The sequence below is a fragment of the Bacillus sp. SIMBA_026 genome (assembly GCF_046535335.1).
Lineage (GTDB): Bacteria > Bacillota > Bacilli > Bacillales > Bacillaceae > Bacillus > Bacillus velezensis.
In genome coordinates, this window is the sequence record NZ_JAWRWX010000005.1 from 10,941 (window position 1) to 33,509 (window position 22,569).

Sequence of the window (22,569 nt, forward strand, 5' to 3'; positions counted from 1 at the left end):
GAAAAAGCGGAAACATATGAGAACGGCGGATAAACGCCATGATTGGGCAAACAGAAAATGGGGAATATCTTATAATGCGAAATATGCGGGCGACTGATTGTTAACGCCTGCTAGGAGGTCAACAATGGATACTGGCACTCACGTTGTCATGGGTATCGCGCTTGGCGGAATCGCAACTCTTGATCCTGCCGTCGGCATGCACACCCCCATGTCTCAGGCAGTTATGATCGCCGCTCTTGCCGGCTCTCAGGCACCTGATATTGATACCATATTGAAACTGAAAAATAATGCCGTTTATATTCGAAATCATAGAGGGTTCACGCACTCCATTCCCGCCGTTTTATTTTGGTCCGTTCTGATTCCGGGTATTTTGTTTATGTTTTATCCGGAAGCGAACTTTTTGCACCTGTGGCTGTGGACGCTCCTCGCTGTCGTGTTGCATGTGTTTGTTGACATTTTTAACGCGTACGGCACACAGGCCATCCGCCCGTTTTCGAGAAAGTGGATCGCTCTCGGTTTAATCAATACCTTTGATCCGTTTATTTTCGTCAGCCATTTGGCCGCGATTGCTGTGTGGTATATCGGAGGTCATCCGGGCGTGACCTTTCTGATGCTTTATATCATCCTCGCAGGATATTACGCCGTCCGTTTTTTGATGCAGCTGCGGATAAAGCGAAGGCTGCGCGAAATGATTGAAGAGGAGATTGAAACCATCATTATTTCGCCGACGATGAAATTCAGGCAGTGGCGTATCGCCGTGACGACGGCGCATGCCTTTTATGTCGGCAGAAGCCTTGACGGCCATGTCGTGATATTGGATACATTCAACCGCGTGCCCGTTCCGGAAACCGATGTGATGAAGGCCGCGAAACAGGACGAAAATATTGCAGCCTTTCTTTCATTTTCCCCCGTTTACAGGTGGGAGGTCGATACCTTTAAAGATCATTATGAGGTGCGCTTTATTGATTTGCGCTACCGGAGCAAAGGCCACTATCCTTTTGTCGCCATCGTCCACCTCAGTCATGATTTAGAGCTTCTCTCTTCTTACACGGGCTGGATTTTCAGCGAGGAAAAACTGCAGAAAAAATTAAAGCTCGGCTCTGTTTAAGAGCCGGGCTTTTTTTGTCTTCTCACATATATAGCCGCAAACACGAGGCTGATCACCGATAGAGCGGCCGCGGGTTTAAAAAACGGCGGGTAATACGTTAATTGAATATCGTTTTTTCCTTTTTGCGCTTTAAATCCGATAAAGGAATAATCCGCTTTTTCAATCTGCTCCTGTCTGCCGTTTATCTTCAGCTCCCAGCCTTTTTCATATGGAATCGGAAGCATGATATACGGCGCGCGGGTTTTGTTTTCATACGAGATATGAAGCGTATTTCCGCGCCAGCTGAGATCGGCCGGCGGTTCTTTTTCCGCTTTTCGGTATGCGCTTTTCAGCGTATCGTACCGTTCTTCGTAAAGCGCCAGTCTGTCAAGCTGATACGACCCTTTCGGCAGACGGATTTGGATGTTTTTTGTTTTCGGCACTCTCACAGTAAGATCGTTGACACCTGTTTTGTAAATGGATTGATTCGATTTTCTCGTTGTCGTGTAATCGTTCACTTTTAATGTAAAGCCCTGGTCCTTCGCTTTATTCTTCAAATAAAAGCTGACGTAATAATCGCCGCCGTCCATCTTAGCGGCTTGCGGCGTAATGATCAGGCCGCCGCCGTCTTCGTTTACCGTCAGGATGCCGTTATGATAATCGCCATGTTCGGCCGCTACCTCTGCATGGCGGATCATATTTTTCGCCTCAGGCGCTTTTTTCGTGTTGATTGTGCTTGATTCCATGACGATCCCGTCAAGCATTGCCCGTTCCCTGGCAAGGGCGGGAGCTTTTTTCAGGCCGCCCTCGTTATATACGCGATCGGCTGTCCGTACGAACGGAAGCACATATTGATTTTGATAAACCGCATAATGGTTTGATTCCATGATTTTTTTGAACCCGTACGGCACGCCGGCTTCGTTTGTTTTTTCCGTCATATAATATTTTCCGTAAAGCAGGCTGTATAAATTAGCCCTGTTTCCTAATGTCGCATAGCGGCTGACGCTTTCTCTGCCCATGTCAATCTGGAGGTCGTTCCAGTAAAAAGACAGCAGATTACGGTTCAGTATGCTTGAGTATACGCTGAATCCGTTGAACCCGTATATGATCGGGGTGTTATTGAAAACACCGTTCATCCAATCTAAACGGGCAAACGGATCAGGGTCTTTTTCTTTCAGACGCTGAATGAGCTCCGATTGCTCTTTGCCTTTATAGTCAGCACCCGTCATAAATGTATGCGATACCGTATAAATCTTCCCGCCTTCTGATAAAGCATATTTTTCATATGTATTAGCCGTAAGCACAGCTGTAAGCAATATGACGGCATAGACGGCGGGCACCGCGCCTTTCAGTCTTGTCTTTGCTGCAAAGAAAGCGGCTATGCTCAGCACCAGAAGAAGGATGACGGGCAGGTTGGCGTGATCAGAAATATCCAGACTGTACCGCCTCACCTGGCTCCAATAGAGCAGAACGACGAGTACGGCGGACATCAGCATACTCTTCATGCTGATGTCTGAAAGCTTAGAAAGCCCGGCTGAAACCGTTCCGGCAATCGTGAAGCACAGGACGTATTCAAACCTGTTCTGCGGAGCTGAAAAACCGTTAAAGGCACTTGCCGCGAATGGACTGAAGTGAAACAGAATATACAGCAGACTGATTCCCGCAAACAGCCGGAACAAGCGGTTTTTATATAAAGTAAATGTAAATAGAAAAAGCAAAAAAGCCGCCGGCAGGATGATAATCCGGCTAGAAAATAAAATGTTGTCGGAAAAATCAAGCCAAGCAATATGCTCTGAATAAGGCGGCCGCAGATTATGAAGGTATCCGTATACGACAGGAATAAAGGAAACTGCGCTTATGCCGAACCCGAGAAGACCCGACAGAATAAATATCCTGCATTGAGTGAGCCTTTTCGCCTCATTGCCTTCAAGGGGAATCATCCACCTGAATAAGATATAAATGCCGATGAAAATCAGATTAATATACGCAAAATAAAAGTTGTTGATCAATGTCAGTGCACAGGCGAAGATAAACCACGCCGGCTTTTTTTCCCTGATGATTTTTTCCGCGCCGAGCACGAGCAACGGCAGCCACACCATACTGTCAGTGAAAAAGTCCCAATACACCTCATGCCGGAAGTAGATAATCGAGACCCCGTACAACACGGCGCCGGCAAAAGCGGGCACCGGCCGTTTGACGAAATAACGGAACACACACGCCGCCGTGAAAATGATGAAACTCTGCTTGGCGATGCTGATAAAAACAGAGGCCTGCGCCCAAAACAGCGCATCAGCCTCACCCGTCAGCTGAATAAGCTGCAAAAAGCGAACAGCGGCGGAGATAAACAGGAATAGAAAAGAAGTAGAGAAATAATAGCCGAGCTGACTGTACACTCCCCCGCCCAGTCCGAACGAATAGCTGTAAAACAGCCTGCCGTTCATATATTGATCAAACAGCAGCTTTTTGAAGACCGCCATTTGGGCGATCCCGTCTCCAGACCCCGTCATATAGCGGCCTGCCGACCACTCTTTCAAGAAAAAAATATGAGCGGCTGCCGCAGCCAGCACACAGGCTGCCGGCAAGATCCATTTATTTTTTTTCATACAACGTCCCCAGACCCTGCGCACAGCGGCGGCTGTTTAATGGTTCCACTTGCGCTTTTTTGTATAATTCGTTTCATTTTGTTCTCCGTATGTTATATTCGCTTCTTTAATTAAATAGTGCGGGCGTTTTTTTGTTTCATAGTAAATCCGGCCGATGTATTCTCCGATGATGCCGAGACTCAAAAGCTGGATGCCCCCTAAAAACAGCACGGCGGAAATAATGGTGAAGTATCCGGGTACGGACACGCCGTGTGTCAGAATCTGAACAAAGGTCGTTACAATATAAACCATCGACAGAAGCAATATCAGAATACCGGTGAAAAAGCATACCCTCAGGGGCTTGTTGTTGAAGGAGACGACACCGTCCATTCCGTAGTTGAACAGATTGCTGAATGACCATTTGGACGTGCCGTTCTTCCTTTCGACATTTTCATAAAATACGATTTTCTGGTCAAACCCGATCCAGCAGAACAGCCCTTTCGAGAAACGGTTCCCTTCACTCAGCTTCAAAAGGGCATCAACGGCCTGCCGGCTCAGCAGGCGGAAATCTCCGACCCCGTCACGCAGGTCCACTTCGACGGCTTTATTGATAAATTTATAATACAGGGAAGAAAGCACGGAACGCACAGGGCTGTCCCCTTTTCGGTTGCGCTGCGCGATGACTTGGTCATACCCTTCTTCATAGCCTTGAATGAAGTCTTTCAGCAGATGGGTCGGATGCTGCAGATCGGCGTCCATCACGATTACCGCTTCGCCCTGCACGTGTTCAAATCCTGCCAAAATGGCCGCTTCTTTCCCGAAGTTGCGGGAAAAAGATATGTATTTGACGCGATGGTTTCTGGCGGCCAGTTCTTTAATCTGCTGAAGGGTGTCATCCGCGCTTCCGTCATTGATGTAGAAAATTTCATAGTCATAATGAATCGTCTGAAACTCTTTTTTTAAAGATTCATGGATGAGCTTGACATTGTTCCCTTCATTGTAAGACGGAATAATAATTGAGATTAACCTTTGTTTCATGAAGGCACCTTCTTTGTATTATTCTTTTTTTAGGACGGCCTTAAAGGAATTGTCCGCAAAACTTCAGTAAGGCTTTTCCTTTTTTTAATGACGTTTAAACCCTTTTTTTGTTACACGGGCAGAAAATTTTTTCTGCATATGGTTTATATTTTGTCATGTTTTTCGGCAGATATGAGAAAAAAAAGAAAAAGTCTGTACGCGGGACAGACTTTATTGCTGAAGGTATTCATGAATCAAATGGCTGACGATGCGCGGTTTTTCGTGAATGACCCAATGTGAGGCATCGTCTATAAAGATTAAGTCGCCGTTTGGAATCATCCGTTTTGTTTCCTTGGCGAGCTTTTTGCTCAGCGCGCGGTCATTGACGCCCCATATTAATCGGTACGGAACGGGCATTTCAAGCGGAACGGCAGGGCCTAAACCGCCGGCTCTGATCGCCCGGTACCAGTTCAGCATCGCCGTGAGCGCTCCTTTTCTGCCCCATGCCTGTTTGTAGCTGTCGACATCTTCCCGTGAAAAAAGCGCCGGGCGTTCGGATAAGCCGATCGCGTGATCCAATACGCGGTAATCGTCTTCAGACAATCTCCGTTCCGGCTTTTCCGGAAGCTGAAAGAAAGCGATATAAGAGCTTTTCTTCCACTGCGGCGGGTAGAACGGTGTGACCTTCCGCATAACCGCCGGGTGCGGGATATTGACCGCGATCAATTTTTCTACGTATTGCGGCCGCGTGGATGCCAAATGCCAGGCCACGGCTCCTCCCCAATCGTGGCCGATGACGACGGCTTTGTCATCTGTAAAATGCGTGATCAGCCCGATAATGTCGTCTCTGAGCGTATCAATGGTATAGTTTTCAATGCCCTCCGGTTTGTCACTGAGATTATAGCCGCGCTGATCAGGCACGACAACATGGTATCCGGCATCCGCCAGCGGTTTGATCTGGCTCTTCCAGCCGTACCAGAATTCCGGAAACCCGTGCAGCAGCACCGCCAAAGGACCGTCTTTCGGACCGGCTGAAGCCGTGTGCAGCGTCACTCCGTTTGTTTCGATCATGTGAAACGTAATGTCATTCATCGATTCTCCTCCCCGTTTGTTTCAATCTTCTTTCTGTTAAGACGATGATCAGTACGCTGATCGCAATCAACAATACGGCCTGAACGATCAGGGCGAACGGCTGAGTCAGCCGGATAAGCAGGCTGCCCGCAAATCCAGCTGCCGCCGATATAAGGCCGAACAAAATCATGAGGAGCGCACTGAATCGATTGCCTTCTTTCCACTGCGACTCATCCGCCATAGAGCGCTTCGTCCGATATCCGTACAGGCTGTTGATCGACTTCGGCGGAAAAAATGTGACTAAAATGCCGGCCGCAGCCATCAGAAGGCCGCCGATTACCATTATCATATCCGTCACTCTCCTTTTCATCTTTTACGAAAGGAAAGGCGAAAGGTTTCAGAAAAAAAGCAGGCTCATTCGCCTGCCTGAATCTTTATTTTCGAGTTAAGTCGGCCGTTTTCACATAACCTGCTTTCCCGCCGTATGTGACGTACGCCCATTTACGGTCAAACCCTCCGTCATGGCTGAACCCCCAGCCGAGCACATTGACGGTTTCACCCGCTTTAACGAACCCTTTTTTGCCGGTTTCCAAAGTCGGCGTATAAAAAGCGGTTTGTTTCGCCGTCACCGCCTTCACCGGCTGCTTCATCAGAAAATGTGTGGAGATATAGGCTTTGTGACCTTTGTAGTCAATCTCAGCCCAATCTGCTCCTTGAAGCCGTTTTACCTTTACGGAATCCTCTGAACGAAGCGTGCCGATAATCGACCCTTGTTTATTTGGTTCTTTGCGGACGTTAAGTTCTCCTGCTTTCACGATATATGTATCTGCTGCGGTGTCTATTTTTGTCTGGTGAACTGCTGCGGCATTCGCTGCCGGATCAAAAAAAACGGTGCCTGCGGCTAAAAATAAGCAAAGTCCTGCGGCCGGAATAAATGCGGTTAACCCCTTTTTCATGTTCATTGTGGTTCCTCCCCGCTATTTTATAAGTTATTACACATTTCCACATTCCGCGGGTCGTCAAACATGATTTTGCCATTTCTTTTATAAAAAGAAAAAACCGCCGGACGGTATCCGGCGGGCGAACTGCTATGTTAATGCAGGAGACCCCTGCTTTGATCCAAATAATGAGAAACGTCTTCCCGAACGCTCTGGAACATATGGAGCTTGCTGCCGTATGATTCGATCCATTCCTTGACGACGCGTTCTGTCATTTGCTCTCCTTGATACGGGCGGCCGGCTTTTGCGTAAGTCGCTTCGAAATCTCCCCATAAAAGCTCAACCCAAGTTCGCGCTTGCAAATAGCTGAGCATGTCATTTTTCTCAAGCAGCAAATTCGTCAGTTTGTCGATATATGTATTCATGTCTCTGTCTCCTTTCCTTGGGAAAACCTGCTGCTTTTACGCAGCTTGTCACAGGCATATACTAACTTTACGTCTTCAGTCCAGAAGGCGCAACCTTTTGATATTGGCCGAGGGGGAAAACAAATGGTCCGGAACAAGGCAAAAGGATTTCCTAATCAGAACAATAATAAGTTTGAAGGCGAACCGCGGGCAAAGGATGACTACGCTTCTAAACGCGCGGACGGTTCAATTAATTCGCACCCGCAAGAGCGCATGAGAGCTTCAGGCAGACGATAACACACACCGTAAGAGACCGGGAATGACCCGGTCTCTTTTTTGCGGAAAAAAACATCCTTTTGCGGTCATAACGCTAAATAAATTCCATAATATGTTAAATGTTCAACCGAAAGCCGGTAGACAAAAAAGGAGGGGTTTTATAAAATGAAGACAGTTTCCAAACGATTGCTGAGCCTTACCGCATTCTTACTGTCAGTTTCATTATTTGCTGTTTCAGCTGAAGCAGCGGGCAGCCCGCAGACATCTGTATCAAACAGCGGTGAGGAGTTTGACGCCAATCTGAATCAGCCTGTACAAACAACACAGACATCCCCCGCTTATGAAGGAACGGGCCTCACCAAAAGGCAGCTTGCACAAAACAGCAAAGCTGACATCAAGTCATTAAAGCCTTCCAGTATTATTGGAACAGACGAACGAATCAGAATTTCTCCTACAACATCATTTCCATATCGCGCAACAGCACAGCTGACCGTCACATACAGCGGCAGCACAAGCACCTACGGATGCACCGGTTTTTTTGTCAATGCCGACACGATCGTTACGGCGGGACATTGCGTGTATGATCAGAAAAACGGCTGGGCATCGAAAATTACGGCAGCTCCCGGCCGCAACGGGTCATCGTACCCGTACGGCTCTTATTCAGGAAAGACATTCTACAGTGTCAAAGGATGGACAGAAAACGGTGACACAAACTACGACTACGGCGCAATCAAAGTAAACGGGTCGCCCGGGAATACTGTCGGCTGGTACGGCTACCGGACGACCAACAGTTCCAGTCCGGCCGGGCTTTCCTCAACCGTGACAGGATATCCGTGCGACAAAGTGTCCGGTTCCATGTGGTCGGACAGCAAGCCGATACGTTCTGCCGAGACATATAAACTCACCTACACGACAGATACGTTCGGCTGCCAGAGCGGATCGCCCGTTTACCGCAATTACAGCGACACCGGCCAGACCGCCATTGCCATTCATACAAACGGCGGGTCGTCTTACAATCTGGGAACAAGGGTGACAAACAGTGTATTCGACAACATTCAATATTGGTCAAATCAATAAAGCTTTTGTTTTCTTTCTCGCGGCGGCCGTTTTATGCGGATGCGGCAAAGCGGATGATTCCGCCGCCAAAAAAGCACTGCCCGTTACGCTCCATGCTGAGGATGCAGACGGTTCACCGGCGGCCGGTGTGACGGTCACCGTGATGAAAGCGGCGGAGTCAGATCATCAGCCGAATATAGACCGCGGAGAGATAATAGGCAAGACTGATCACCACGGCGAGATTGCATGGAAAAGCGGCGTGAAAGGAACCTATGCCGTCGTTTTTGAAAAAGACGGAGTACCGGAAACCCGGAATATTTCCTTAGCTGAGAGTGATAAACATACGGTGATCAGCATTACATTGAAACACTGAAAAAAGCTTGCAGGCGGAATATCCCCTGCAAGCTTTTTGTTATCCTTTATGCACTTGGTATTCATAAACATCTTTCTTCTCAGACAGATGAGCGAACGTGGAAAGCACAAGTCCGAGAGCCGTCATCAGCGCACCGCCGGCAAACAGCCATGAGTAAGATCCCGTTCCGCCGAGAATCAATCCGCCGATCCAGGCGCCGAGCGCGTTTGCCAGGTTAAAAGCGGAAACGCTCACCGCAGCGGCGATTGTCGTGCCGTTTTCAGAGGAAGAAATAACCTTGGTCTGCAAAAGCGGCGGCGTGCCGAACGCACATGCGCCGAATAAAAATGTCGCTGAAACCGCGGCGGCTGGAAAAACGGCGATATAAGGGAAAATCGCCAAGACGCCGATCAAGCCGATCATCACACCGATCATCGTGCGTGTCAGCAGTTTGAGCGGCACTTTCCCCGCGAAGAAATTCCCCGCCACTCCGCCGAGACCGTAGGCAAATAATGCGCCTGTAATGCCGACTGTGCCGAACCCCGCTGAATCTCTTAAAATCGGCTCAATAAACGTGTAAGCGATAAATACGCCTGAGTAGCCGAGAATGGTGATCGCAAAGGAAAAAATCACTTGTTTATGCTTAAAGACACTCCATTCATTCATCAGCATCGGAATCACTTTCGGTTTCCGGTTCGGTACGACCAGCATCAGTCCGATCAGCCCGATCATGCCTAAAACGGAAATAATGAAAAAGACGGCCCGCCAGTTAAGGGCATCTCCTAAATATGAGCCGAACGGGACACCGAGCATCAGCGCCACGGTTAATCCGCCGTTCATGGAAGCCGCGGCGGCGGAACGTTTTTCAGGCGGCACCATTTCACTCGCAAACACCATGGCGATCGCAAAAAAGGCTCCGTGAATGGATGCGGATAAAATTCTGGAAATCGCCAGCACGGCGAAGTTCGGCGCAAAGACGCTCATCAGGTTGGCAAGGACGAAGATGCCCATCAACCCCAGCAGCACCGGTTTTCTCGGCAGCTTAACCGCGATAATGGTTACGATCGGGCCCGTCAGGCAGACGCTTGCCGCGTACGCCGTAACAAGCATGCCCGCTGAAGATACATGTATATGAAAGTCATCGGCAATCGACGTCAGAATACCCATGACAGCATATTCCGTATACCCGATGGAAAATGTGCAGATCATTAAAACAAAAATCATTAATTTCACAGATGGCTGTTTCATTTTGATATTCAACGTAAATCGCCTCCTTTTTATTTAAAAAACAACGAATTCCATCTTAAAAGATATCAAAAATGAATTCAATCATTTTTTACTGAAAGGTTGAAACGAATGTGCCCGAAAAGAAAAAGAGGCCGGAACCGGCCTCTTTTGTTATTATTTTTCTTTTAAAACGGAAATCGGCAGTGCTTCTTCCCCGTCAGACGGGGAAGATCTGTGTCCCCAGGCGAATACGCCGTTGATGTAATCAATGCGGAAAGTGTCATCAGAACCTTCTATCTGATACACCCCGCCGGGCCGAAAGTCTTCCGGGTTCAGCATGTAAGCTTTGGCCATCGTAATTTTCCGTTCAAGCACGGCCAGTTCATTTACAATGCCCATCTGTTCAGCTTTTCGCGCTTTTTCCGTCAGTCCCGCAATTTCTGTCTGTAGTTCATGAGGCGTCATTTGACTGTATCGTTTGTCCATTTCAGTTTACTCCTCTTCCTGCAAGAATTGATCAATATCGTCAATCGAGAATCCTTTTCTGAATAAGTACTGTTTAACCTTCATTCCGCTTTCATAGCTGCCGTCATAGCGGTATTTCCTGATCGCTTTTTCCGCATGAGCCTTCAGAGCTTCCATCTCGGCTTCATCATCATTTTCATACTCCGTCTGCTCCAGAGCGGCATTGATCACGTCGAAAGGGAAACCTTTTCGCTGAAGCTGCATCTGCGCCCGCTGTCTGATCTCTTTTGTGGACAGCTTTTTGTCCTTTTTCAGGATTTTGCCGATATGTTTCAGCGCTTCTTGTATCTGCTCATCAAATGTAAACGCGCTGAGCGTCTCCTTGATGGTATCGTCGTCTATTCCTTTCGCTTTCAGCTCGCGGAACAGGACGTCAGGGCCTTTGCCGTTTGTTTTTTTGTGGGTGCTCGCATAGGCTTCGGCAAATTCTTTGTCATTTAAGTAGCGGTAATCGTACAGTTTATGGATGACTTCAGAAATGACCATGTCCGGTGTTTCTTTTTTCTTCAGATGATCCCGGACTTCTTTTTCAGAGCGCATCCGGTATGATAAAAATTCCACGGCGCGGTTAAAGGCTTTTTTCACGTCATCGCCGTACTGGATTTCAAGAATGTCAAGCTCGTCCAGTTCTTTCCCTTTTTTCAGGTCATAACGCACAAGCACGTCGGCGTCGACGCTGAATGCATATTTCTCATCAAGAAAGATGTTGAAGCGCTCGGTATTTTTCTTTTGGGTCGATATTTTTGTAATAAACGGCATCCCGGTCTCCTTTCCCGCCCCGATGTTCAGGCGTTTTTCTTTTTGGCAAATGAGGTACAGTATATGTATCAACGTGTAAGGAGAGATGGATATGAATATCGCGATGACAGGCGGCACTGGTTTTCTGGGCCGGCATCTGACAGGTGTGTTTACCCGCCGGGGACATCATGTCTATATTTTATCAAGAAAACAGAGAGAAACCGAACAAAAAAATGTGACATATGTTCAATGGCTGGCCGAAAACGCGGCGCCTGAGCGCGAGCTTCCTCCTATTGATGTATGGGTGAACCTCGCCGGCAAATCCATCTTTGACCGCTGGACGGACACAACGAAGGAACAAATCATCTCAAGCCGGGTAGAAGCGACGAGAGAAGTCAGACGGATTATGAAGCAGCAGCCGAAAAAACCCCGGGCTTTGATTCAGGCCAGCGCCGTCGGCATTTACGGCACAAGCACAGAAAAAACGTTCACCGAACAGTCAGATACGTCAAATGAAGACTTTCTCAGTCATACGGCTCATATGTGGGAACGTGAAGGCCAGAAAATTGAAGCGCTCGGCATCCGGACGGTATATGCCAGATTCGGTGTGATGCTCGGTGAAAAAGGCGCCCTGCCGCTCATGGTTCTCCCTTATAAGCTGTTAGCCGGCGGCACCATCGGCTCTGGACGGCAATGGCTGTCATGGGTTCATGTGGATGACGCCGCGGAACTCATCGCTTATGCGGCGGAGCATGATGACTTGTCCGGTCCCATGAATGTGACATCGCCAAACCCCGTAGAAATGAAGCAATTCGGAAAGACGATCGCAGGCGTCCTGCACCGCCCCCATTGGATTCCCGTACCGGAACTTTTTCTGGAGAAGGCCTTGGGAGAAATGAGCCTGCTGATCGTAAAAGGCCAGCGCGCTCTGCCTGAGCAGGCGCTGACATCCGGTTTTCAATTTACATATGAAGAACTTGATTTGGCTTTAAAGGATCTCTTATCTGCATAAAAACGGAAATAAAAGCCAATCCTATTGGTATTCTGTTTTGAAGGAGGGTCTTCTTTTATGGAAAAGAAGCGCGAAAAACATCAGCAGGGAGCCAATCTGAAAAAAATGCAGGAAGTCCTTTATTCCGGTGAATTCAAAAAAGCGGAAAGAGCAGCCAAACGGAAATAAACTGAATAAAGATCGGGACCGGGCAGATACTATGTTTGTTTGATATCACTTTTTTCAGGGGGGCGATTGATATGGGCAGAAATCATACTCACAAAAACCGTGATAAAAACAAACAAAAACTTCCTCAAGTTCCGGATGCTTTGAAACGCGAAACAGACGGCACGTACGAGGAATATTCAAGCGAGCTTGCTGATTCCGCTGACCGTGAAGCGCAGGCGCGGATGAAAGCCGCTGACAACAGAGCAAAAAGCAAAACCCGCTAATACGAAATCCCCGCCTCTGTATAGAGACGGGGATTTTTTTACAGTTCGGTAAACAGGTTTTTTGCCGGCGTCCGTTCTTTCGCCTTAGGCTGTTCGTCCGGATAGCCCGTTTGAATGATGGCGGCAAAGCGCTCATTGTCAGCAAGACCGAAGTCTTGGTGCACCTGTTTGTCATACATGATGCGGCCGCTTTTCCAGACCATGCCGATGCCGTTTGAATGCGCGAGAAGCTGAAGGTTTTGAATCATGCCGCTCAGCGCCGCGAAATCATCGTTTCTCGTAAATTCATTTTCATCTTCTTTTAAGACGACCAGTAAAAATCCCGGAACGGCGCTGAGGTTTTTTCTCATGTTCCGCTCTTTTTCCTCGTTGAAATCATCTTTTATCTTTTTGAAAAATGAGACGTAGCTGTCCGCAAGCTTTGCTTTTCCCGCTTCGCTTGCTGCGTAGATAAAACGCCATGGCTCCGTCAGTCTGTGGTTCGGTGCGTAAACGGCCGTTTCAAGCATATCTAATATGACTTCAGAAGGTACGGTTTCCGGTTTAAACGACCGGATGGATCTTCTGTTTCTGATTGTATGTGCAAGACTTTCGTTTTGCTGTAATTGTTCGGTTTTCGGCATGCCGATTCACCTTCCTATCCAAATGAAAATGATTATCATTTATAATATAACGGATACGACCGGCTTTTGTAAACCGTTACGGAAGCTGAAAATTGATTGTTTCGGCATACACGGCCGTTCCCGTCATCTTGATGTTCATCTTTTCGTTATCTTCTGTAATCCTGATTTCCACTTTTCCGTCTTTCCCGATTTCCTGACCTTGTTCAATCGTGAGGCATTCGGCTTCGGAGCCTCCGTATTGCCGCATATAGGCCGCCATGACGCCTGAAGCGGTTCCCGTGACGGGATCTTCGGTCGTACCGGAGAAAGGGGAAGAAAAATGGCGTCCGTGCAGATCACTTTCCGGATGAACGGTTTCAAGAGAAAACGGATGAACGCTCGCTTTCGGAAGATCGCACAAAACAGCGGGGAATTGTGCGTTGTCCGGCACCATATTCCGTGATGCTTTAAGTGATCTCAGCGGAACAATCAGTGTCCAGATCCCCGTTGATCCGTAAACAATCGGCAGCTCGCTGTGAAAATCATCAGCCGTAATCCCGAGCGAGGCCGCAAGCTTTTCTTTGTCTCCCGTAAACGGCAGAAATTGCGGGGGAGCCTGTTTGAGTGTGATGTATACCCGGCCGTTTCGTTCAGCGGCTTTTGCGGGAAGAATGCCGGCTTTTGTTTCAATTTGATATGTCTGATCAGCCTGAAGCCTTCCCTTTTCAATTAATGCGTAAAGAGAGGCGACGGTAGCATGTCCGCATAAATTCATTTCGTGGCCGGGTGTAAAATAGCGGATGCGCAGATCGGCTTCTCCGCTTTTACAGAGAAATGAGGTTTCATTGTACCCTGCCATTTCGGCGATCATCTGCATCTCTTCATCTGAATAATCATCTCCGTTAAAGACGATTCCCGCGGGATTTCCCAAATCCGGAATATCGGAAAACGCTTCATATTTAAACACGGTTGCCTGTTTCATTCATCAGCCTTCCTTTCACCTTATGATCATGTTATTCAGTATAACAGAGTGAAATTAGAATTTTTAGTCAATTATTTTTAAAAAAAGACGCCTGTTAACGGCGTCTTTTTTTGGTTTTTCCGATCAGGCGGGTGACGAGGATCATCGTGACGGACAGCGATCTGTTTTTGCGGTATGCCAAGTATTTCCCGCGCCACTCCGGTTTGTATTTTTCTTTAAAGGCCCGCAGCCCGCTGAAGCTGTACATATACCGGACGTTGTTGAAGATGACGGCCGCGATTCTTTCCGACCAGAAAGATGTAAAAGCCGTTCCTACATTTGACAAAGGCGCCATGCCCATATTGAAGGTGGTATAGCCTTTTTCCTGCGCCCAGAGAAACAGACGGATGAAAAGCGCGTCCATAATACCGTTCGGCGCGCTTTTCCGATAACGCATCAAGTCGACGGATATCTCGCCTTCCTGATACATCGGCATCAGGTTGGCAAAAGCAATGATCTCCCCTTCTGCGTCTTTCACGTAAGCAATCGGCGCCTGTTCCAGATAATCCCGGTCGAAGAAACCGAGGGAAAAACCTTTCTCTTTTTTCGGTCCGAGCCATTCGTCCGAAATGTCTTTCAGCTTGGCGATAAACTCGGAGGAAAACGGCGGTTCCCCGACATGAAATGTGTAGCCTTCGCGGTCAAATTTGTTGTTAATCGCCCGCAGCCCCGCTTTTTTCTTACCTGAGAGCGTAAAGGCCTCCATATCCACGAACGCTTCTTCTCCAAGCTTGAAGAAGTTATAGCCGAAGTCATGGTACAGCGCCAGATCTTCACGTTCGATCTGATAAAACATGACACTCAGCCCCTGCTTATGCGCTTCATTCAGAAATTCCTCAATCACAAGCGGAAAAGAGTCTCTCTGTCCTGACGGATCACCGAGCACGACAAGCCTTCTGGAAATCTGGCTGAACAATAAAAGCGCTTTGCCGTCGCTTGAGAAATAAAACCGCTTATCCCCGAGAAAGCCGAGATGGCTGAGCGCATTTCCGCCTTCTTCCGCCAAAAAGGACTTCAGCCGTTCAGGATCGGCCTCTTCTCCGATCGGCTTCGATCTTTTATGATAAAAGAACGTAAACAAAAGGAAAAACAGCGGCACAACAATAATGGCCGTCATCGTGGCATATGTAATGTGCGAATTGTTATGGACGAAATAGTCGTGGCGCAGGAGCCGATTCATTTTATCCCAAATAAAGCCGGCAATGAGATTGTAGTTAAACAAGGCGATAATAAACAGAGCGGCCGCAAAAATCATCTGGCCGAGCGTATACGATGCCTGCTCTCTGATAAACTGCCGCTTTAACAGCACAAGCAATACGATGACGACAGGCAGAATAAAGATCGCGCTGATGTTCATTCCTTTTAAGAAACTGAACACAAAACCGCCGACCAGCGCGGCAACCGCCATTGAATAAGAACGTTTCGTCCGTTTGTATAATTCAATCGGCAAAATTAATAGAATCAAAGCCGCGCTTAGCGATAACGCGTTAAACGCAAGGAGCGCCGGGCGCGGAATGTGCGGAATGACCGTCTCCCTGTCGATCGGCAGGGCGACGGACGCAAGCACAACGACTCCCGACACGAAAACCAAAAGCGACAGCGAACCGTAAAGCACCCTGATTAAGATGGCGCGCTGGAATACGAGAAGCACGTTCGTCGTTTCCACGGCAGGCGCCATCTTCGGATTTGATTCCAGCCGTTTAAGCGTATTTTCCGTTAAGTCGCCGGCCGCAAAGAACAGCCCGAACACAAACGGAATAAATGAATACACAATCCGGTAGATGACGATGGATGTCACAACCGCCTCCTGGGGAAAGCCCATATTCTGCATGCCGAGCAGAAACAGAAGGTCAAACGAACCGAATCCTCCCGGCACAAGGCTGATGATTCCCCCGATAGCGGCAATGGCAAATACCCCGAATACATGGCGGACATCCGCGTGAATCCCCATGACATACAGGGAATAATACATGACGACGGCCGCCGCAAACCATTCGGCAAACGATGCCCCGATGTAAGAAAAAACCGGATGCCTCGGTTTTGCTTCACCGTCTTCTGCGCCAGCTTTTTTATTGTTGATCCCAGCGGCGATTAAGGCTGCCGGCACAATAAGCGCCACTCCGGCGATAACAGCCCACAGCCACGGTTTCTCACCTGTAATCTCTCCAACCGGCAGAACCCGGGCGATGGTCAGGATACTGAAGACGGACAGCCCGAGCAGCGCTGAGGACGTAAGCCAGGCGATGCCTGCGACGAGGCGTTTTACGTCATTCGTATGTTCTTTGTAAAGCATCGTCCGCAGCCCGACGCCCGCCAGGCCGCCGAATCCAAGGACATTGTTAAAGGAATTGGCGATAAAGGAGACCCTGAATACTTTCCAATTCGGAATGTTGAGGCGAAGCGTCCGTTTCAGCACAAAGTCATAAAAGGACATCGCGCTGACGGCAAGAAGGCCGAGCAGAACGAGAATAAATAAATCGTAACGCTCAATCCCGTTAATAATGTACAGCGTTCGTTTAAAAGAAAGGTCTGTCAATTCCTTTTTGGACTGATAAATGACTAAAAGCAAAACTGCAATAGGAAATAATACTTTTAATATCGATAAGGCATTCTTTTTAGTCAGCAATGTTCTCTCCAATCATCATAAAATAGCTTATTTATTATAATTCCCCCAATAATCTCCAACATATTATACACTACCACCTCACATTCAAACAAAACTCGCCTGCAACTTTCTTTCTCTGATTAAAATCAGTAATATGGTATGCAGGAGTATGAATGAGGAAGTGAGACGATGGATTATAATCTGCATGATACAACGGTATTAGGCGGCGATATTTTTTCTCCTGAGGAACGGGATATTTGGGTGCTGTACATGAAAGTGATGACATCGGCGGGCCTCGGCGATGTGTCGGAGTGGATGAAGCTTGATATGAGCATGCCGCAAATGAAGGTGCTGATGCTTCTGAACAACCACGGGACGCTTAAGGTGAGTGACATAGCGGAGAAAATGGGCGCTTCCCTTTCAAATACGACGGGGCTGCTTGACCGTTTAGAAAAATCATGTTTCATTACACGCGCTCCGTCAGAAGAAGACCGCCGTTCAGTCGTCGTTCAATTAACGGAAAACGCGAAAGATATTTTCCGCAGCCTTTATCAAAAAGGACATGTAAAATTGAAGCGTTCATTGGAAACGCTGACCGCTGAAGAAAAACAAACGGTCAATCAAGGGCTTTCCATTTTGGCAAGAGCGCTTGATTCTTCCAAACAGGCATAGAGATGAAAAAGGCCTGCCGGTATCGGCGGCCTTTTTTTGTTTGACATTTAATTCACTTGAAGTGAATAATATATTCGAAGTGAATTAAAAACGGAAGGATTGATCAGTATGCCGGAGTCATTGCAAACAGAAAAAAACCAGAGCCGGGCCATCACTCTCTTTACGATCGGTGTGTTCATGGCGGCCTTGGACAACGGAATTATTTCCGCTGCTCTGACGACGATTAACAGCTCTTTTGATGTTTCTCCTTCATGGGGATCGTGGGGAGTGACCCTTTACACATTGGGACTCAGTGTCAGTGTGCCGATTGTCGGCAAGCTGTCGGACCGATACGGGCGGAAAAAGCTGTTTATGATTGAAGTCGGGCTGTTCGGACTCGGCTCTTTGCTTGTCGCACTCAGTCAGAGCTTCCCGATGTTTTTGGCGGCACGGCTCATTCAGGCCCTTGGCGGCGGCGGAATTTTTATTATCGGGAGTTCGCATGTGCTGGCCGTGCTTCCGAAGGAGAAACAGGGGAAAGCTCTCGGGCTTTTAGGGGCGATGAACGGTATGGCGGCCGTCCTCGGACCGAATATCGGGAGCTTTTTGCTTGATGTAACCGGGTCGTGGCATTGGCTGTTCTTGATTAACCTGCCGATTGCCGCCGCTTTGGTTGTGTGCGGCGGTTTGTTTATCGCTGAAACGAAAGAGCCTGAGGCGAAACGGCTTGACCTCGCCGGCACAATGCTGCTGTCTCTTGCGATCTTATCTTGTATGATCGGTATCACGAATCTCGATGGGGCGAAGCTGTCAGAAAGCATAATGAACGTAAAGGTGTACGGGTATCTTTTGGGAGCGGCACTTCTCTTTCTGGTGCTGCTTAAAGTCGAAAAGCGGGTTGAAAACCGAGGGGGCGATCCGATTCTTGCCTACTCGCTGCTGCAAAATAAAGTGTTTCAATGGACGCTCGTCATCGGATTTTTATCGGGAGGGCTGCTCGCTGCGGTCATTTTTATTCCTTCTTATGCGGAGCAATATTTGCACGTATCGGCGGAGAAAGCGGGTTATTGGATGACGCCGCTCGCGTTGGCGTCAGGAATCGGAGCGTGGCTCGGCGGGGCGATCACGGATAAAAAAGGGCCGGTCTTCTCCGCGGTTGTATCAGGCGCCATCGCATTTGCAGGCTTCAGCCTGTTTCCGTTATGGGTAACGGATAAATGGGAATTTGTCACAGCGAGTGTCATTGCGGGGGTCGGTTTCGGATTTCTGCTCGGGGCTCCGCTGAATGTGCTTGTATCAGAAACGGCGGGCCAAAACAAAGGAACAGCGCTCGGCACGCTGTCACTCGTAAGGCAGGTCGGGCTGACGCTCGCTCCGGCTTTATATGCCGGCTTCATTACAGCGGGCTTTGACCGGATCGGAGATGACATCAAAAACCGTTTAGCGAAAAGCGGCATTCCCGCTGATCAGGCGCACACGCCCAATATCGGCGGCGGACTTTCTTCGTTGCAGGAGCAAGTGAGCCGAATCCCCGTTCCCGCCGTCAAAAAAGCGGTTTCTGATGCAATTGAAGCGGGCATTTCCAGCGGCTACCACCATCTTTATACGGCAGCCGCCGTCATTTCATTATGCACGATTGTGTCTGCGGCTGTTTTGGCGTATTTCTGGAAGCCGGCATCCTCTAAGACAGATGCCAGCCCATCCGCCGGGAAAGCTCAGTAATATGGGCGATGTGATGTTCAGAGTGCCAGACATATAGTCCGAGCGCCTGTTCCAGCGTAATCGTCTCTTTAGATAGAGGATGGAAGTATGTCCGTTTGAATTGGGCTTCCGTCATGGAGCGCAAAAGAGCGGCCCATCTTCTGTGCAGGATCGCTAACAGCTCAAGCGCATCTCCGCAAGCGGCGGTTTTGGAATCATGAAGATCGGCCCAGCCTTTTTCATCATAAGGACGGATTTCCGGTTCATTCTCCGTTAAGCTCAATTTAAACCGGGTATAGCCGTTCATGTGGCTGTCCGCCAGATGGTGAACCACTTGGCGGACAGTCCATCCCCCTTCTCGGTAAGGCGTATCAAGCTGACTGTCCGACATCGCTCTGACAGCTTGTTTCAGTTTGGCCGGAGCGTGTTCCAGCGCATTGATCCATTCTTGTTTCTGTCCGGCCGAAATCGATTCAGCCGGCTGATATTCTCCAATCGGATAGCTTAGGGTTTGTTTTTCCATTTTTGTCTCTCTCCCGCTGATCGTATTATGAAAGTATGATGGTGATGTCGCAGCCTTCCGCTTTCGCTTCACGAAAGACCTGAAGCACACTCTCGGCGCCATTTTCTGTAAGCTGCTTGCTTTGTTCAAACTGTCTCCATTCTAAAACGAGGGGGTATTCCACCCAGCCGGTCAGACAATCCCATAAAGCGTCAAGGTTTTCACCGTAGTATTCAGGAAGGGCAAGTTCCTTTTTCAATGTCTGGTGCAGGTCGCTCATACTTCTGATTTGCTCCCCGTTAATAACTGCTTTATTCATGCGCGGCTCCTTTCCCATGTTTTTATTCTATCAGTTTACCATTTTCCTCTTCAGAAGTGGCCGGAGTCTGCCGCGGTTCCAGCTGGACGATGCCTTGCCCGCCGTCAACGGCCACCCTGTCCCCCGTTTTCAGTTTTGACGTTGCATTTCCGCACCCGACAACGGCAGGAATCCCCAGTTCCCGGGCGACGATCGCCGCGTGGGACAAAGGGGCGCCGACGTCCGTTATGATAGCAGCCGCTCTTGGAAAAAGCGGGGTCCAGCCTACATTGGTTGTCGACGTCACTAAAATTTCCCCCGCCGCAAAAGAATCCCCGTCTTCCGGAACATCAAGGACACGGACAATGCCCTCCACTCTCCCGGCCGCTCCCGCGAAACCTTTTAAAGTATGCGCATCATCAGTTTCCGCAGGCATAAAAGCATCGTAATAATCAGCTCTTCTGTCAGGATCCTCAGCCCATTTAAACGGATTGAATCTTCCGTTAATAACGGATGGGAACGGCGGCAGTTTTTTATAGGTTTCATAGTTTTGCTTTCTCGCTTGAATCGACGCAACCGCCGGCTCTTTCCCCGCGAGCAGATCGGTTATTTCATGCAGATACAGGAAGAAAATATCGTCCTTCATGCCGGTCATTTCCGCCGCTCTGAGCGCGAATGTTCTGGCTGTCCGGTACACCCTGACAAATTCGGATCTGGTTGTTTCTCTAATATTCGCGTATTCTGACGCTTTTTCCATTTTGGCTTTGAGCCATTTGACCTTATGAGGATACTTATCTTCAAATCTTCGGAAGGCCTGTTCATGCGCCCGCTGCTGTTTCAAAAGCAGTTGTTCGGCATCAATACCCGACTCCTTGTGTTCTTTGATCTGCTTCGTCAGCCAATCCCGGTTTTCTCCCGGATGCGGTATGGAAAGTTCGTATTCATGCGGGCCACGGTGGCCTTGGTTCCTGAGGTATTCTTCCTCGCTCATACGGCCTTTCATGACTTGATCAATGCCGATAATCGGCTCCAGGCTGGCCAGTCCGCCTTTTCCCCTCAGATTGGAAAGCAGGAGATTCGCATCTTCTATCCCTGCGAGTTTTGTTAATTGAGAGGTTAACGACGAAGAGGATTGCGCAGAATCACGCCCGCCGGATATTAACGCAAACCACGCGTTGCATAAATACGGATAGATCTCATTGTTCCATATCGCTAATAATGCCCGCTCCGTCTCGGCACGTTTCAGCTTTTCCTCAATATTTCGGCACCACTCGGGCGATTCGTCCAAGTAGGAGGACATGTTTTTTTTCGCTTGCTTCATTTTCGACAGATACGGTTTCAGTTTTTTCGGGATGATCTTCAAAAGTTCATACTTTGAGAACGGATATAAAGGAATCTTCATTTCCGCCGGGATTTCTCCCAATGTATCGCTCATCATTTTTCCTATTTTTCCGCCTTTCGGATTCAGACCGAAAGCGGCGAGAACGGAAAGAGGCTGGCTCATATTGTTATAGGCTCTGCCGCAAATATTGCCGGACCAGACATAATAGCCCGGAATAATGCCCGACTCTTCATCCAGATTCCGGAGGAGCGACCATGTCAGCGGCGTCATCACATCGGGAATCGCTTCTCCTATATTTGTGTTTGTCCATAAAAAATCACCGCTGAAAGAATCATTCCATTCATAGGTTTCCAGATTTCCGGCTTGTAAGGTCGTAATCGGGCGGGATTGAAGAATATACAATGTCCCGCCCGCGGCAGCCCATTCAATATCCTGCGGCCCTCCAAGATCTTTTTCCAGCTTTTTCGCCAGTTTATAGAGCTTTGACGCATATTTGCGAAATTCCCCGGGGCCGTCATATTTTTTCTTGGGCCGTGCCAGTTTAAAAGAATAGGCATCGGCTTCCCCGGAAACAAGCTGCTCCCCGAGACCGTAGACGTAATTGCCTGTCATCTCCCGCCTGCTCCCCGTAATCGGATCTGCGGTAAACAGCACTCCGGATATCTCAGACGGTATCATCAGCTGGATGACGATTGCGATTTCATGCTCATCTTCCATTCCCTGAACGGCGCTGTACGCTTTTACTCTTTCTGACTGTGTCGATCGGCGGACTTCATCAATCGCCCTGAACATGTCTTGATCTGTTTTGACATTCAACACCGTATCGAATTCTCCGGCAAAGGAAGCCTGAGCGGAATCCTCGCTCAGCGCGGATGAGCGTACGGCAAACAACGCAGATGCATGGCGGTTGCGGATGGAATTCACATATTGATCAACAGCCTCTCTCGCCTGATGGCGGAGCTGTCCGTCCTGAAAGGCAGACGGCAAAATCACAAACCCTTCAGGCACAGGATACCCGCTTTGATACATTTTAGAGAGAATGCTTCCTTTTCCTCCCGCAAAGGAATAAAGTTCGGCCGGAAGTTCTCCGAATGTTTTGACACAGTCATTCATAATGTCCCCGCTCCTTTT

The 22,569-nt window shown here is 48.6% G+C and carries 24 protein-coding genes; 9 read left to right on the forward strand and 15 right to left on the reverse strand.

From position 1 onward, the window contains the following. The first annotated feature begins 124 nt into the window (after positions 1 to 124). The gene (locus SB847_RS19035; RefSeq protein ID WP_003155481.1) at positions 125 to 1,108 is read left to right on the forward strand and encodes a metal-dependent hydrolase; all 984 of its coding nucleotides are present in this window, start codon (positions 125 to 127) and stop codon (positions 1,106 to 1,108) included. Here SB847_RS19035 and SB847_RS19040 read toward each other — a convergent pair. The 6 genes from SB847_RS19040 to SB847_RS19065 all read right to left on the reverse strand — a co-directional run bounded on the left by SB847_RS19040 (position 1,105) and on the right by SB847_RS19065 (position 7,120). Then, positions 1,105 to 3,690 carry a YfhO family protein gene (locus SB847_RS19040; protein ID WP_410565157.1) on the reverse strand — a complete coding sequence of 862 codons (2,586 nt, stop codon included), beginning with the start codon at positions 3,688 to 3,690 and terminating at the stop codon, positions 1,105 to 1,107. The genes SB847_RS19035 and SB847_RS19040 overlap by 4 nt on opposite strands. 36 nt (positions 3,691 to 3,726) lie before the next feature. Then, complete coding sequence (locus SB847_RS19045; protein ID WP_032872409.1) at positions 3,727 to 4,707, reverse strand: glycosyltransferase family 2 protein; 981 nt, start codon at positions 4,705 to 4,707, stop codon at positions 3,727 to 3,729. Between the two features lie 210 nt (positions 4,708 to 4,917). Further along, positions 4,918 to 5,778: an alpha/beta fold hydrolase gene (locus SB847_RS19050; RefSeq protein ID WP_410565154.1), complete on the reverse strand. Its 861-nt coding sequence runs from the start codon at positions 5,776 to 5,778 to the stop codon at positions 4,918 to 4,920. Further along, the gene (locus SB847_RS19055) at positions 5,771 to 6,106 is read right to left on the reverse strand and encodes an SdpI family protein (RefSeq protein ID WP_007408558.1); all 336 of its coding nucleotides are present in this window, start codon (positions 6,104 to 6,106) and stop codon (positions 5,771 to 5,773) included. The genes SB847_RS19050 and SB847_RS19055 overlap by 8 nt, the downstream gene beginning before the upstream one ends. An 85-nt stretch (positions 6,107 to 6,191) precedes the next feature. After that, on the reverse strand, positions 6,192 to 6,719 hold the full coding sequence (locus SB847_RS19060; RefSeq protein ID WP_044801977.1) for an SH3 domain-containing protein: 528 nt from the start codon (positions 6,717 to 6,719) through the stop codon (positions 6,192 to 6,194). 131 nt (positions 6,720 to 6,850) lie between these two features. Next, complete coding sequence (locus tag SB847_RS19065) at positions 6,851 to 7,120, reverse strand: YfhJ family protein (protein ID WP_003155492.1); 270 nt, start codon at positions 7,118 to 7,120, stop codon at positions 6,851 to 6,853. Positions 7,121 to 7,243: 123 nt separating this feature from the next. Between SB847_RS19065 and SB847_RS19070 the strand changes: the two genes are divergently transcribed. From SB847_RS19070 to SB847_RS19080, 3 genes are all read left to right on the forward strand, one after another. Next, on the forward strand, positions 7,244 to 7,396 hold the full coding sequence (locus SB847_RS19070) for a small, acid-soluble spore protein K (RefSeq protein WP_003155495.1): 153 nt from the start codon (positions 7,244 to 7,246) through the stop codon (positions 7,394 to 7,396). Between the two features lie 144 nt (positions 7,397 to 7,540). Then, on the forward strand, positions 7,541 to 8,452 hold the full coding sequence (locus SB847_RS19075; RefSeq protein ID WP_265973544.1) for a trypsin-like serine peptidase: 912 nt from the start codon (positions 7,541 to 7,543) through the stop codon (positions 8,450 to 8,452). Then, positions 8,415 to 8,804: a DUF2606 family protein gene (locus tag SB847_RS19080; RefSeq protein WP_007610158.1), complete on the forward strand. Its 390-nt coding sequence runs from the start codon at positions 8,415 to 8,417 to the stop codon at positions 8,802 to 8,804. The genes SB847_RS19075 and SB847_RS19080 overlap by 38 nt, the downstream gene beginning before the upstream one ends. A 39-nt stretch (positions 8,805 to 8,843) precedes the next feature. On the opposite strand, the gene SB847_RS19085 is transcribed toward SB847_RS19080, so the two are convergent. From SB847_RS19085 to recX, 3 genes are all read right to left on the reverse strand, one after another. Next, positions 8,844 to 10,037 carry an MFS transporter gene (locus SB847_RS19085; protein WP_025284446.1) on the reverse strand — a complete coding sequence of 398 codons (1,194 nt, stop codon included), beginning with the start codon at positions 10,035 to 10,037 and terminating at the stop codon, positions 8,844 to 8,846. 147 nt (positions 10,038 to 10,184) lie between these two features. Beyond that, a complete protein-coding gene (locus SB847_RS19090) occupies positions 10,185 to 10,496 on the reverse strand; it encodes a YfhH family protein (protein ID WP_003155501.1) in 312 nt (103 codons plus the stop codon). A 6-nt stretch (positions 10,497 to 10,502) separates the two neighbouring features. Beyond that, positions 10,503 to 11,294 carry a recombination regulator RecX gene (gene recX / locus SB847_RS19095; RefSeq protein WP_029325989.1) on the reverse strand — a complete coding sequence of 264 codons (792 nt, stop codon included), beginning with the start codon at positions 11,292 to 11,294 and terminating at the stop codon, positions 10,503 to 10,505. Positions 11,295 to 11,385: 91 nt separating this feature from the next. Between recX and SB847_RS19100 the strand changes: the two genes are divergently transcribed. From SB847_RS19100 to SB847_RS19110, 3 genes are all read left to right on the forward strand, one after another. After that, positions 11,386 to 12,285 carry a TIGR01777 family oxidoreductase gene (locus SB847_RS19100; RefSeq protein ID WP_410565145.1) on the forward strand — a complete coding sequence of 300 codons (900 nt, stop codon included), beginning with the start codon at positions 11,386 to 11,388 and terminating at the stop codon, positions 12,283 to 12,285. 57 nt (positions 12,286 to 12,342) lie between these two features. Beyond that, the gene (locus tag SB847_RS19105; RefSeq protein ID WP_003155504.1) at positions 12,343 to 12,453 is read left to right on the forward strand and encodes a YfhE family protein; all 111 of its coding nucleotides are present in this window, start codon (positions 12,343 to 12,345) and stop codon (positions 12,451 to 12,453) included. A 71-nt stretch (positions 12,454 to 12,524) separates the two neighbouring features. Beyond that, positions 12,525 to 12,716, forward strand: coding sequence for a YfhD family protein (locus SB847_RS19110; protein ID WP_003155508.1), 192 nt, complete (start codon positions 12,525 to 12,527; stop codon positions 12,714 to 12,716). A 38-nt stretch (positions 12,717 to 12,754) separates the two neighbouring features. Here the strand turns inward: SB847_RS19110 and SB847_RS19115 are convergent, their stop codons facing one another. The 3 genes from SB847_RS19115 to mprF all read right to left on the reverse strand — a co-directional run bounded on the left by SB847_RS19115 (position 12,755) and on the right by mprF (position 16,965). Beyond that, complete coding sequence (locus SB847_RS19115; protein ID WP_410565141.1) at positions 12,755 to 13,339, reverse strand: nitroreductase family protein; 585 nt, start codon at positions 13,337 to 13,339, stop codon at positions 12,755 to 12,757. 76 nt (positions 13,340 to 13,415) lie between these two features. Then, positions 13,416 to 14,300 (reverse strand): PhzF family phenazine biosynthesis isomerase, encoded by an 885-nt coding sequence (locus SB847_RS19120; protein WP_410565138.1) that lies wholly within the window; start codon positions 14,298 to 14,300, stop codon positions 13,416 to 13,418. Between the two features lie 94 nt (positions 14,301 to 14,394). Continuing rightward, positions 14,395 to 16,965: a bifunctional lysylphosphatidylglycerol flippase/synthetase MprF gene (gene mprF, locus SB847_RS19125; RefSeq protein WP_224182374.1), complete on the reverse strand. Its 2,571-nt coding sequence runs from the start codon at positions 16,963 to 16,965 to the stop codon at positions 14,395 to 14,397. 168 nt (positions 16,966 to 17,133) lie between these two features. Between mprF and SB847_RS19130 the strand changes: the two genes are divergently transcribed. Together SB847_RS19130 and SB847_RS19135 are read left to right on the forward strand one after the other, a co-directional pair. Next, on the forward strand, positions 17,134 to 17,616 hold the full coding sequence (locus SB847_RS19130) for a MarR family transcriptional regulator (protein WP_410578323.1): 483 nt from the start codon (positions 17,134 to 17,136) through the stop codon (positions 17,614 to 17,616). Between the two features lie 108 nt (positions 17,617 to 17,724). Next, the gene (locus tag SB847_RS19135) at positions 17,725 to 19,317 is read left to right on the forward strand and encodes an MFS transporter (RefSeq protein ID WP_410578325.1); all 1,593 of its coding nucleotides are present in this window, start codon (positions 17,725 to 17,727) and stop codon (positions 19,315 to 19,317) included. Here the strand turns inward: SB847_RS19135 and bstA are convergent. From bstA to SB847_RS19150, 3 genes are read right to left on the reverse strand one after another with little or no spacing between them, the layout of a single operon-like run. Beyond that, the gene (bstA, locus tag SB847_RS19140) at positions 19,277 to 19,819 is read right to left on the reverse strand and encodes a bacillithiol transferase BstA (RefSeq protein ID WP_410578327.1); all 543 of its coding nucleotides are present in this window, start codon (positions 19,817 to 19,819) and stop codon (positions 19,277 to 19,279) included. The two genes, SB847_RS19135 and bstA, sit on opposite strands and share 41 nt — an antisense overlap. A 25-nt stretch (positions 19,820 to 19,844) precedes the next feature. Next, positions 19,845 to 20,117 carry a ribonuclease inhibitor Barstar gene (locus SB847_RS19145; RefSeq protein WP_007408543.1) on the reverse strand — a complete coding sequence of 91 codons (273 nt, stop codon included), beginning with the start codon at positions 20,115 to 20,117 and terminating at the stop codon, positions 19,845 to 19,847. A 22-nt stretch (positions 20,118 to 20,139) separates the two neighbouring features. Beyond that, positions 20,140 to 22,551 carry a PEP/pyruvate-binding domain-containing protein gene (locus SB847_RS19150; RefSeq protein WP_410578329.1) on the reverse strand — a complete coding sequence of 804 codons (2,412 nt, stop codon included), beginning with the start codon at positions 22,549 to 22,551 and terminating at the stop codon, positions 20,140 to 20,142. Positions 22,552 to 22,569: the final 18 nt, after the last annotated feature.